We start from the raw sequence: 11,357 nt of genomic DNA, 5'->3' as shown, positions 1-11,357 counted from the left end.
ACCGGTGTACGGGCACGGAGCTTGGTAGCGCCGGCCGTTGGCCGGCCCCGGCGGTGCCGGCGATCAGGCGCACACCAGCTGCACGATACTCGCCGCCGCATCACGCCCTTCGGCCACCGCGGTCACCACCAGGTCCGCGCCGCGCACCGCATCGCCACCGGCAAACAGCTTCGGGTGCGCGGTCTGATACGGCAGACGTCCCGCACCCCCGGCCACGATGCGACCGTTGTTCCCGGCTTCCACGCCCTGCGCGGTCAACCAGCCCGGCGCGCTCGGCGAGAAGCCGAACGCAATGATCACCACATCGGCCTCGAGCAGTGACTCGCTGCCCTCGATGACCACCGCGTTGCGACGACCCTGCGCATCCGGCTCGCCGAGCTGGGTTTCCACCACGGTCACGCCAATCACTTCATCATCCGCGCCGGCCTCGATCGACAGCGGCTGGCGGTTGAACAGGAAGCGCACACCCTCCTCGCGGGCATTGGCCACCTCGCGCGCGGAGCCGGGCATGCTGGCCTCGTCACGGCGATAGGCACAGGTCACCCGCGCCGCGCCGCGCCGCACCGCGCTGCGCACGCAGTCCATGCCGGTGTCACCGCCACCCAGCACCACCACGCGCTTGCCTTCCAGGTCCGGCAGCGCCATCTGGTCTTCCCAGCCGGCAATCGGACGGCCTCTCGGGTCGTCGCCACTGACGATGCGGCTGTTCTGCACCAGGAACGGCAGCGCCGGCAGCACGCCCTTCAGGTCCTGGCCCGGCAGGCCGCCGTCGGTGTAGCGGTAAGCCCCGGTGCCGACGAACACCGCGTCGTACTCAGCCAGCAAGGCGTCCATCTCGATATCGCGGCCGATCTCCACGCCCAGCCGGAACTGCACGCCCATGCCTTCCAGCACGTGGCGTCGACGGCTGATCACCGCCTTGTCCAGCTTGAAGCTGGGAATGCCGAACTGCAGCAGGCCGCCGATCTGTTCGTAGCGGTCATACACCACCGCCTGCACGCCCGCGCGCGCCAGCCGGTCGGCACAGGCCAGCCCGGCCGGACCGGCTCCGATCACCGCCACGCGCTTGCCGGTGGACTCCACCGCCCCCAGGTCCGGTGTCCAGCCAGTGGCCAATGCGGTGTCCACGATGTACTTCTCGACCGCACCGATGGTGACCGCGCCAAACTCCTCCAATGTGCAGCTGCCTTCGCACAGACGGTCCTGCGGGCAGACCCGGCCGCACACCTCCGGCAGCGGATTGGTCGAGTGGCACAGCGTGGCCGCTTCGTGGATGCGGTTTTCCTGCACCAGCTGCAGCCACTGTGGAATGGCGTTGTGCACCGGGCACTTCCAGCTGCAGTACGGATTCCCACAGTCCAGGCAGCGGCCGGCCTGGTACTGCGCGTCTTCCTTGCCGAATGCGCCGTACAGCTCGCCCCAGTCGCCGGAGGTGCGCAGCTCCACCGGAATGCGCTGCGGCATGGTGCGGGGCAGGTCGAGGAATTGGAAGGCTTGCTTGCGACTCATGGTGTTCGGTCCAGGCGGGCCGGGCAGAGCCCGGCGCTACGGGTGATCGGCATCGCAGGCCACGATGCCGGTCCAGCGGCGAAAAATCAGGCGGCGCGGCGCAGCGATTCGGTCAGCGACTCGATGCTCGCGGCCTTGGGTTTGACCAGCCAGAACTTGCCGACGTAATCGCGGAACTCGTCGAGGATCTGCTGCGCCCAGATGCTGCCGGTCAGCTCGCGGTGGCGGCTGATCAGCGTATGCAGGTGCTGGCGATGATTCTCGAAGCCCTCGGCGGAAATGCGATGGATGTCGATCAGCTCGTGGTTGTAGCGGTCCACGAAGTCGCGATCGATATCCAGCACATAGGCCAGGCCGCCGGTGAAGCCGGCCCCGAAGTTCAGGCCGACCTTGCCCAGCACCAGCACGATGCCGTCGGTCATGTATTCACAGCAGTGGTCGCCGGCCCCTTCAATCACCGCCAGCGCGCCGGAGTTGCGCACGCCGAAACGCTCGCCGGCACGGCCCGCAGCGAACAACTCGCCGCCGGTCGCGCCATACAGACAGGTGTTGCCGATGATCGCGGTGTTGCGGGCTTCGAAGCGTGCGCCACGCGGCGGGCGCACCACCAGCCGGCCACCGGCCATGCCCTTGCCGACGTAGTCGTTGGCCTCGCCTTCCACTTCCAGGTTCAGCCCGCCGACGTTGAACGCGCCGAAGCTCTGCCCGGCGGTGCCGCGGAAGCGCAGGGTCAGCGGCGCTTCGCTCATGCCCTGGTTGCCGTGCGCGCGCGCGATGGCACCGGACAGTCGCGTGCCGATCGAGCGGTCGGTGTTGTGGATCAGGAAGCGGTGCTCGCCGCCCAGCTTGCCGGCAATGGCCGGAGCCAACAGGCCATCCATCTGTGTGGCCAGGCTGTCGGGCGATTCGTACAGGCGCTGCGCGGCGCAGTGGCTGCCCGGGAACGACGCCGGCTTGAGCAGCCGGCCAAGGTCCACTTTTACGCCAGGGCGCGGAGCCACTTCCAGCTGCTGCAGCAGGTCGGTACGGCCGACGATCTCGTCCAGCGAACGCACGCCCAGGTACGACAGCCAACCGCGCACTTCCTCGGCCAGAAGGCGGAAGAAGTTCTCCACGCGTTCCGGCAGGCCGGTGAAGTACTGCGCGCGCAGACGCTCATCCTGGGTGGCCACGCCGGTGGCGCAGTTGTTGAGGTGGCAGATGCGCAGGTACTTGCAGCCCAGCACGATCATCGGCGCGGTGCCGAAGCCGAAGCTGTCCGCACCCAGCAGCGCCGCCTTGATCACATCCAGGCCGGTCTTCAGACCACCATCGGTCTGCAGCAGGGTGCGTTCGCGCAGGTCGTTCGCGACCAGCGCCTGGTGCGACTCGGCCACGCCCAGTTCCCACGGCACGCCGGCATAGCGGATCGAACTAACCGGGCTGGCCCCGGTACCGCCATCATGGCCGGACACCGTGATCAGGTCCGCGCCGGCCTTGACCACGCCGGCGGCAATGGTGCCCACGCCGGCATGGCTGACCAGCTTCACCGACACCAGTGCGCTTGGATTGACCTGCTTGAGGTCGTAGATCAGCTGGGCCAGGTCTTCAATCGAATAGATGTCGTGGTGCGGCGGCGGCGAGATCAGGCCGATGCCGGGCTTGGCGTAACGCAGCCGCGCGATCAGCTCATTGACCTTGTGGCCGGGCAACTGGCCGCCTTCCCCCGGCTTGGCTCCCTGTGCGACCTTGATCTGCAGCACTTCGGCGTTGACCAGGTATTCGGCGGTGACGCCGAAGCGGCCCGAGGCCACCTGCTTGATCTTGCTGCGCTTGTCGGTGCCGTAGCGGGCGGGATCTTCGCCGCCTTCGCCGGAGTTGCTGCGCCCGCCGAGGCGGTTCATCGCAATCGCCAGCGCCTCGTGCGCCTCCGGCGACAGCGCGCCGAGACTGATCGCGGCGGTGTCGAAGCGGCGGAACAGGTCTTCGGCCGGCGCGACCTCGTCCAGCGGCGTCGGCGTGGGCGCGGCCCTGAGCTGCAGCAGGTCGCGCAGTGCCGACACCGGCCGTCCGTGCACGGCTTCGCAGTAGCGCTGCCAGTCAGCTGCATCGCCGCTGCGCGCCGCGCGCTGCAGGGTCATGACCACGTCCGGGTTGTACATGTGGTACTCGCCGCCGTGCACGTACTTGAGCAGGCCGCCCACTTCCGGGTGCAGCAGGTCGTTCCAGGCGCGCACGGTGAGTTCGCGGGCCTCGTCGTCCAGGCGGGCGAAGCCCACGCCGGCCACGCGCGAGGCGGTATCCGGGAAGCACAGGTCGACCACCTCGTCGTCCAGGCCGACGATCTCGAACAGCTGCGCGCCGCGGTAGCTGGCCACGGTACAGATGCCCATCTTCGAGATGATCTTGGACAGCCCCTTGTAGATGCCCTTGCGGTAGCTGCGGCCGATCTGCGACTGCTCGCCGCCCTTCTTCAGCTGCAGGATGCCGCGCCGGCCCAGGTCGAACAGGGTCTGGTAGGCCAGGTACGGATACACCGCGGTGGCACCGAAGCCGAGCAGGCAGGCCATGTGGTGCGGATCACGCGCGGTGCCGGTTTCCAGGATCAGGTTGACGTCGCAGCGCAGGCCCGCATTGGACAGATGGTGATGCACCGCGCTGGTCGCCAGCAGCGCATGCACCATCGGCCGGTCGGCCACCGGATAGCGGTCGCTGAGCAGCAGCATGACGATGCCCTCGCGTGCGGCGGCTTCCACTTCGGCGCAGATGCGTTCAATGCCGGCCTTGAGCCCTTCTTCCAGGCTGTAGGACAGGTCGATCAGGCGGTTCCGCTCGGTGTACTGCGGCATCTTCAGCAGCTGGCGCAGCTTGCGCTGGCTGAGCACCGGCGAGTTGAGGATGACGTGGTTCACCGTCTCCGCGCCGGCATGGAAGATGTTGGTCTCCTTGCCCAGCTGGGTGGTCAGCGACATCACGCAGTCTTCCCGGAGCGGGTCGATCGGCGGATTGGTCACCTGCGCGAAGGCCTGCCGGAAGTAGTCGTAGAGCGGACGACTGTGCTGGCTGAGCACGGCCATGGGCGTGTCATCGCCCATCGAGCCGGTGGCTTCCTGTTCGGTTTCAGCCAGCGGGCGCAGGACCTGTTCCACTTCCTCGGTGCTGAGCTGGAACAGCTTGTGATAGCTGCGCAGGGTGCGCTCATCGAACGGTTCTTCCACCAGCGAGGGGTCGATCAGTTCGGTCTGGAGGTAGGTCACGCCCTGCTGCAGCCACTGCTTGTAGGGTGCGCGACCGCGGTTGATGCGGTCGATGGCGTCCGAATCCAGCAGGTCACCACGCTTGAGGTCGATGGCCATCATCTCGCCTGGCCCCAGCTTGCCCTTTCGCACGACGCGTTCGGCCGGCACTTCCCACACGCCCGCTTCGGAGGCGACCAGGAAATGGCGATCGGACGTCAGCATCCAGCGCGCCGGTCGCAGGCCGTTGCGGTCCAGCGTGCAGGCCGCGTAGCGGCCGTCGCAGGCCACGATGCCGGCCGGGCCATCCCACGGCTCACTGTTCAGGCCATAGAACTCGTAGAACGCGGCGAGGTCGGCGTCCTTGAACTCCAGCGACTGGGTCGCCGGCGGCACCAGGATGCGCAGCGCCTGGATCAGCTCCATGCCCGCGCTGACCATCAGCTCCAGCATGTTGTCCAGGCTCTGCGAATCAGAGCCGTGCATGGAGATCACCGGGTCGAACTCGGCGATGTCGAAGCGCGGCGTCTTCCACACCTTGCTGCGCGCCTGCGCCCAGCGCCGGTTGCCTTCGATGGTGTTGATCTCGCCATTGTGGGCGAGCATGCGGAACGGATGCGCCAGCGGCCAGCGCGGCAGTGTGTTGGTGGAGAAGCGCTGGTGGAACACGATCGCGCTGGACGCCAGGTCGCTGCGCTGCAGGTCCGGATAGAACCGGCTCAGCTTGTCCGGCAGCACCATGCCCTTGTAGCTGATCGCGTTAGGGGTCAGCGTGGTGACGTAGAAGTCCGCGTGTTCACGCAGCTGTTGTTCGCTGCGACGGCGCGCGAGGAACAGTGCCAGGGTGAAGCCGGCTTCGTCCTGGCCGGGGCCGGCGTCGACGAACAACTGCTCGATATGCGGCAGGGTGTCGCGCGCCAGCTGGCCGCAGACACTCGGGTCGGTCGGCACCACGCGCCAGCCCAGCGGCTGGCAGCCGGCGTCGCGCAGGGTCTGTTCCAGCGTGCTGCGGCACTGCGCGGCGGCGGCTTCGTCATGGGGCAGGAACACCACGCCCGCGGCGTGCTGTGCGCCAAGCGTCAGGCCGGCTTCGGCGGCGAGGGCTTTCAGGAACACAGTGGGCCGACGCAGCAGCAGACCGCAGCCGTCGCCAGTCAAACCGTCGGCGGCAACGCCGCCGCGATGGGTCATGCGCGACAACGCCGCGATGGCGGTATCCACCAGCAAGCGGGACGGCTGGTCGTCGAGCTGGGCGACCATGCCGAAACCACAGGCGTCGCGTTCGTCTTGCGGGTCGTAAAGCCCTTGGCGGTTGCGGGGGGCCATCTCTGCCTCAAAGTCGGGTGAGCGGCGACAGTCGTCCCCGCTCAATCCGTTTGAGCGCAGCTGAAGGCACCGGATGTTTCGACTAGATCACAGTTGTTGCGACGCCGCAATACACGGTTGCACCCGCAACCACCGACGCCGAAGAACCCTTCAAACGCCGGTGGAAAGCCGTGCCCATTCAGCCGCAGCGGACACCGGTGACCACGTTCTTGTCGTCCAGTTCGATGTTCAGGCGTTCGCCCACGAACTCCATCGTGGTCACGTCGGTGGGGTGCAGGACACGCACCTGCTTGGCGGCCGAATCCTGCTGCGCCTGGCCTTCCATGCCGTCGCTCCAGGGTTGCCCGATCAGGCTCTGGACCTGGGTGGCGTCGCAGTTACCGACCGGCGGTGCTTCGGTCGCTTTGCCGGCTTCGGCCGGTGCCGGAGCCGAGGCTTCTTCGGCGGCTTTCTGCGCATGCGCGGTGGCCGCTTCCTGCTCGTCCATCGGCGGGGCCTTGCAGGCACCGAGCAGCAGCAGAGCGGGAACCAGAGCCGCTCCCATCAGCAGGGGACGGAACGAACGGGGGGCGCGGGAAGACAGGGACGACATCGAGACTCCGTAGGGTGGAAGACCAGGAAGGCATGGAGCATATCGCCAAGCGAGATGTGAGGTGTTTGTCTTCTGTTATTGACGCGCTGGTGGCAGAGCGGCCACCACACTGACCTGCCTGGTTCCGGTGTGTGTGTCCATGCCTGTTCGTCGCCCTGCAACTCCCGAAGCCCAGGCCGCCCGAGCCGCGGGCCTGCGCTATGTCAGCGACGACCAGCCGGGCATTGCCCGCCGTCGGGCGGGCAAGGGTTTCAGCTACCGCGATGCCGACGGCCATGCAGTGCGTGACGCTGCCACGCTGGCGCGCATCCGGGCACTGGCCATTCCGCCGGCCTACACCGAGGTCTGGATCTGCGCCATCGACAATGGCCATCTGCAGGCCACCGGTCGCGATGCCCGCCGCCGCAAACAATACCGCTACCACGCGGACTGGGCCCGTGTGCGCGGGGACGGCAAGTTCGATCGCGTGATCGCATTCGGCAAGGCACTGCCGGCGCTGCGTCGGCGGCTGCGTCGCGACCTCAAGCTGCCTGGCTTTCCCCAGGACAAAGTGCTGGCGATCGTGATCTCGCTGCTGGCCAATACGCTGGTGCGGGTGGGCAACCCCGAGTACGCCCGGGACAATCGGTCCTATGGCCTGACCACGCTGCGCAATCATCATCTCGCTTTGGTGCGGGGAGGGCGCGCACGCATGCATTTCCGCGGCAAATCCGGCCAGGTGCACGACGTTGAGATCGATGACAAGCGGCTGGTCGAGCTGATCCGTCGTTGCCAGCAGCTGCCCGGGCAGGCGCTGTTCCAGTACCGCGACGATGACGGCACCCTGCAGCCGGTGGATTCCGGCCAGGTCAACGCCTACCTGCGCGATGCAATGGGCGAGGACTTCAGTGCGAAGGATTTCCGTACCTGGGGCGGCACCGTGGCCGCCCTGAAGCACTTCGCTGCGACCGAAATACCGGACAAGCCCAGCGAGCGCGCACTGGCGGCCCTGCAGAAACAGGTGGTGTGCGAGGTCGCCACCCTGCTGGGTAATACCCCGTCGGTATGCCGCAAGGCCTACATCGACCCCAGCGTGTTCGAAGGCTGGCGCGCCGGCAGCCTGGTCAAACTGGCCGGCCTGCGCAGCGAACGCCAATGGGAAGCGGCCACCCTGCGCTTCCTGCGCAACGCCAGGAAGGTCACCAAACCGTAGAGCCGGGCTTGCCGCGCTGAGACAATCCCGAACTGCCGTATCAGGGAGCGCGTCGCCACGCGCCCGGGCAGCGAAGCGCCTGTTACCGTAGAGCCGGGCTTGCCCGGCTGCTCCTACCCGCAATAAATCGCGGTGATGTTATTCGTCCGCCCGGTTTCAATGGTCAACCGTTCACCGCCGCTTTCCGCGCCCGGGCTCGGGTTGGCCAGACCGCTGGCGGTGGGACCGCTTTCAAGGCGCTGCGACCGGATCACCTGCACCTGCAGGCTGTCGCTGTCGACGCGGGCGCGTTCGACGGTGCCCTGCGACGCAGCAAGACCGACTGCACCACGCACCTTGTCGACGTGACACTGACCGGAAATGACGCCATCGATTGGCTCGACGGCGGCCATCGGCGTGCTGCTGCAGGCGGTAAGAGCCACCAGCGCGGCAGCAGAAAATATCGTACGAAGCATGACGGCAGACTCCCTGTATTGAGAACCGAAGCGTGCCGCGCCGGCCGTATGCAGCAGATGAACGCCTGCACGGCACGCGCACATGTCATTCACCCCCGCTGTCCCCGCAGATCCGCAGACTGGGAAGCTCCTAATGCAGCAGGAGAAGGTCATGGCGCTCTGCGACGTCTGTGGCAACGAGTACGACAAAAGCTTCACCGTCACCCAGGCAGGTCGTACGGGTACGTTCGATTCATTCGAATGCGCGATCCACGCCTTCGCGCCACGCTGCGGACACTGCCAATGCACGGTGATCGGGCACGGGGTCGAGGCCAACGGTATTACCTACTGCTGTTCCCACTGCGCACGCCACGCCTCAGGCCCGACCGACCGCGCACCGTTTGACCGCTGAACCCGAGGAGGATATTCATGGCCACCGCCAACAAGACCCGCAAGCGCGCGTCCAAAGCTGCTTCGTCTGCGGACACCCCAAAGGCGCGCAAGCGCACTCCCGTGGTGAAGACCGCAACCCGCAAGGCCGCCGCCGAGGATCCGCGCGCGGCCCGCGTCGCCGCGCGTCAGCGCCGACTGCAGGACCAGGAGAAGGCCAAGGACGCCCGCGCCACCAAAAAGAGCGCGAAGAAGGCAACCCAGGCCGGGAGCCGCAAACAGCCGGAGAAAATGCCAGCCCAGCATCTGGCCAAGCCAGGCAACGAACACGAACTGCAGCTTGAGCCGCGCTTCCTTGCGCCGGACTACGTCGGCAGCGGCAAGCTGCAGGGCAAGCGCGCCATCATCACCGGGGCCGACTCCGGGATTGGCCGCGCCGTGGCCGTATTGTTCGCACGCGAAGGCGCCGATGTCGCGGTGCTGCATCTGGATGAGGACGAGGACGCGAAGGTCACCCGCGAACATGTCGATGCAGAGGGTACGCGCTGCATCGTCATCAAGGGTGACGTGCGCGATTCCCGCTTCTGCGAAAAAGCGGTCAAGCAGGTGGTCAAGGCATGGGGTGGGGTGGACATCCTGGTCAACAACGCCGCCTTCCAGCTGCACTGTCATCGCCTGGAAGACCTGGAAGATGACCATCTGCAGGAAACCCTGCAGACCAACATCGCCGGCTACATCCAGATGGCCCGTGCGGTGCTGCCCCATCTGGAAGAGGGCGACTGCATCATCAACACGGGTTCCGAGACCGGTTTGTTCGGAAGCAAGTCGTTGATCGATTACTCATCCACGAAAGGGGCCATCCACGCCTTCACCAAGGCACTGGCCAGCCAGCTGCTGCCACGTGGCATCCGGGTCAATGCCGTGGCCCCCGGCCCGGTCTGGACGCCGCTCAATCCCGCCGACAAGCAGGCTCCAGATGTGGCGGAGTTCGGGAAGAACAGCGACATGGGCCGTGCCGCGCAGCCTGAGGAGCTTTCGCCGGCCTATGTGTTCCTGGCCTCGCCGGTGACCGCCAGCTACATCAGTGGGGTGGTGCTGCCGGTGATGGGGGGGCCGCACGGGTGAAGCCCAGCCGGGCAAGCCCGGCTCTACCAAAGCGCGCATTGACCGTTCGTCGGCAGGCACCCTCCGGCACTTGACGACACGTGTAGTCACGGGCATGGTGGCGACACGTGTAGTCATCGGAGCGTGTCATGCGTGGGAAGACCATCGGGGACCAGGAACTGGCCCTGCTGCAGTATGTAGCGGAACAGGAAACGGCCAGCGTCGGCGAGGTCGCCGCCGGCTTCGGTGAGGCGCGCGGGCTCGCCCGCTCGACTGTGCTGACCATGATGGAACGCCTGCGCGGCAAGTCTTACCTGACCCGCGAGCAGGTGGACGGGGTGTATCGCTATGCCGCCACCGGCGAGCAGGACACCGTGGTGCAGGGGGCGGTGGCCAGCTTCGTGGAAAAGACCCTGCAGGGCTCGGTATCCCCCTTCGTGGCCTTCATGTCGCACAAGGCGGAAGTGAGTGACCAGGAACTGGCGGAGCTGGAAGCCCTGGTGGCCCAGCTGCAGTCGCGTCGGCGGGAGGGCTGAGCGATGGACACCATGATGAGCGAACTGCTGGTCCGCCTGGGCTGGACCAGCCTGCAGAGCGCGGTGCTGGTGGCGCTGGTGTGGGCCGTATGCCGGTGGCTGCCACGTCTGCCGGCGGCCACGCGCTGCCGCCTGTGGTGGCTGGTGGCCCTGCAGGCCGTGCTGGGGCTGGTGTGGAGCAGTCCGCTGGAGCTGGCCGTGCTGCCGGCGGCGGACATCGACACCGCCGTGATGGCCACGCAACCCATGCAGCAGCAGGCCTTGGCGCTGGCCCCGGCGGCGGTGGAAACCGCACTGCCGCCCAGTCTCGCGCTGGCCCCAGCGGCCACTGCGCCGACCTGGCCGCTGCGTGTGTTCGCACTGTGGGCATCGGGCCTCCTGCTGATGCTGGCGCGTAGCGTGCACGCTTACCGGCAGAGCCGCGCGCTGGTCCGCAACGCCGCGCCGTGTAGCGACGTCGGGCTGCAACAGGCCCTGCAACTGGCGGCCGAAGCGCATGGCCTGGCGCGTGCGCCGCAGCTGAAGATCTCCGCACAGATCCGCTCGCCGCAACTGATCGGGCCGTGGAATCCAGTGCTGCTGCTGCCGGCGCGGGAACTGCCGATGATGGGGGCCGATGACCTGGACATGGCGCTGACCCATGAGCTCATTCACCTGCAGCGCCGCGACCTGTGGTGGGGACTGTTGCCGGCGCTGGCCCAGCATCTGCTGTTCTTCCACCCGCTGGTGCACCTGGCCGCCCGCGAGTATTCGCTGGCCCGCGAGGAAGCCTGCGACAGCGCGGTGGTGGCCGGCCATGGGCATTGCCGCCACGACTACGGCCGCCTGCTGGTGCAGCTCGGCGTGGCACCGCGTCCAGCGGTGGGTGTGGCCAGCGCATCGCCAAACTTCCGCAGCCTGAAACGGCGTCTGCTGACCCTGCAGCAGACCGGCACGCTGCCGCGCGCGGTCTCGGTCGGGGTGACGGCGATGTTCGTGCTGGTCGGCGTGGTCCCGTTGCGACTGGTGGCCGCCGTGCCACCGGTGCCACCGGCCCCGCCCGCACCTCCGGCGCTGGCC

At 67.4% G+C, this 11,357-nt stretch carries 9 protein-coding genes; 5 read left to right on the top strand and 4 right to left on the bottom strand.

Annotated features, from left to right (window positions below; translation table 11 throughout):
* Positions 1 to 63: 63 nt before the first annotated feature.
* From EGJ34_RS17500 to EGJ34_RS17490, 3 genes are all read right to left on the bottom strand, one after another.
* Positions 64 to 1,509, bottom strand: coding sequence for an FAD-dependent oxidoreductase (locus tag EGJ34_RS17500; RefSeq protein ID WP_125361753.1), 1,446 nt, complete (start codon positions 1,507 to 1,509; stop codon positions 64 to 66).
* Positions 1,510 to 1,595: 86 nt separating this feature from the next.
* On the bottom strand, positions 1,596 to 6,050 hold the full coding sequence (gene gltB / locus EGJ34_RS17495; RefSeq protein WP_125361752.1) for a glutamate synthase large subunit: 4,455 nt from the start codon (positions 6,048 to 6,050) through the stop codon (positions 1,596 to 1,598).
* A gap of 178 nt (positions 6,051 to 6,228) precedes the next feature.
* Entirely contained in the window at positions 6,229 to 6,594 is a 366-nt protein-coding gene (locus EGJ34_RS17490) for an I78 family peptidase inhibitor (protein WP_260477045.1), read from the bottom strand.
* Positions 6,595 to 6,781: 187 nt separating this feature from the next.
* Between EGJ34_RS17490 and EGJ34_RS17485 the strand changes: the two genes are divergently transcribed.
* Positions 6,782 to 7,834 (top strand): DNA topoisomerase IB, encoded by a 1,053-nt coding sequence (locus tag EGJ34_RS17485; protein WP_125361750.1) that lies wholly within the window; start codon positions 6,782 to 6,784, stop codon positions 7,832 to 7,834.
* A 113-nt stretch (positions 7,835 to 7,947) separates the two neighbouring features.
* Here the strand turns inward: EGJ34_RS17485 and EGJ34_RS17480 are convergent, their stop codons facing one another.
* Positions 7,948 to 8,289: a hypothetical protein gene (locus EGJ34_RS17480; protein WP_125361755.1), complete on the bottom strand. Its 342-nt coding sequence runs from the start codon at positions 8,287 to 8,289 to the stop codon at positions 7,948 to 7,950.
* A gap of 151 nt (positions 8,290 to 8,440) precedes the next feature.
* Here EGJ34_RS17480 and EGJ34_RS17475 point away from each other — a divergent pair, with 151 nt between their 5' ends.
* The 4 genes from EGJ34_RS17475 to EGJ34_RS17460 all read left to right on the top strand — a co-directional run.
* The gene (locus EGJ34_RS17475) at positions 8,441 to 8,680 is read left to right on the top strand and encodes a hypothetical protein (protein ID WP_125361754.1); all 240 of its coding nucleotides are present in this window, start codon (positions 8,441 to 8,443) and stop codon (positions 8,678 to 8,680) included.
* Positions 8,681 to 8,697: 17 nt separating this feature from the next.
* Positions 8,698 to 9,783, top strand: a complete 1,086-nt coding sequence (locus tag EGJ34_RS17470; RefSeq protein WP_125361749.1) for an SDR family oxidoreductase — start codon at positions 8,698 to 8,700, stop codon at positions 9,781 to 9,783.
* Positions 9,784 to 9,911: 128 nt separating this feature from the next.
* Positions 9,912 to 10,298, top strand: a complete 387-nt coding sequence (locus EGJ34_RS17465; RefSeq protein ID WP_125361748.1) for a BlaI/MecI/CopY family transcriptional regulator — start codon at positions 9,912 to 9,914, stop codon at positions 10,296 to 10,298.
* 3 nt (positions 10,299 to 10,301) lie between these two features.
* Positions 10,302 to 11,357 (top strand): M56 family metallopeptidase (locus EGJ34_RS17460; RefSeq protein WP_221740423.1); only part of this gene is annotated, 1,056 nt, incomplete at its 3' end.

The organism is Stenotrophomonas sp. 278, from assembly GCF_003935715.1.
Lineage (GTDB): Bacteria > Pseudomonadota > Gammaproteobacteria > Xanthomonadales > Xanthomonadaceae > Stenotrophomonas > Stenotrophomonas maltophilia_AH.
This window is presented reverse-complemented; position numbering and strand designations above follow the sequence as displayed.

Coding starts and splice junctions, on each gene's coding strand:
- EGJ34_RS17465 (WP_125361748.1), top strand. CDS start 9,912: ATGCGTGGGAAGACCATCGGGGACCAGGAACTGGCCCTGCTGCAGTAT.
- EGJ34_RS17485 (WP_125361750.1), top strand. CDS start 6,782: ATGCCTGTTCGTCGCCCTGCAACTCCCGAAGCCCAGGCCGCCCGAGCC.
- EGJ34_RS17480 (WP_125361755.1), bottom strand. CDS start 8,289: ATGCTTCGTACGATATTTTCTGCTGCCGCGCTGGTGGCTCTTACCGCC.
- gltB (WP_125361752.1), bottom strand. CDS start 6,050: ATGGCCCCCCGCAACCGCCAAGGGCTTTACGACCCGCAAGACGAACGC.
- EGJ34_RS17500 (WP_125361753.1), bottom strand. CDS start 1,509: ATGAGTCGCAAGCAAGCCTTCCAATTCCTCGACCTGCCCCGCACCATG.
- EGJ34_RS17475 (WP_125361754.1), top strand. CDS start 8,441: ATGGCGCTCTGCGACGTCTGTGGCAACGAGTACGACAAAAGCTTCACC.
- EGJ34_RS17470 (WP_125361749.1), top strand. CDS start 8,698: ATGGCCACCGCCAACAAGACCCGCAAGCGCGCGTCCAAAGCTGCTTCG.
- EGJ34_RS17490 (WP_260477045.1), bottom strand. CDS start 6,594: ATGGGAGCGGCTCTGGTTCCCGCTCTGCTGCTGCTCGGTGCCTGCAAG.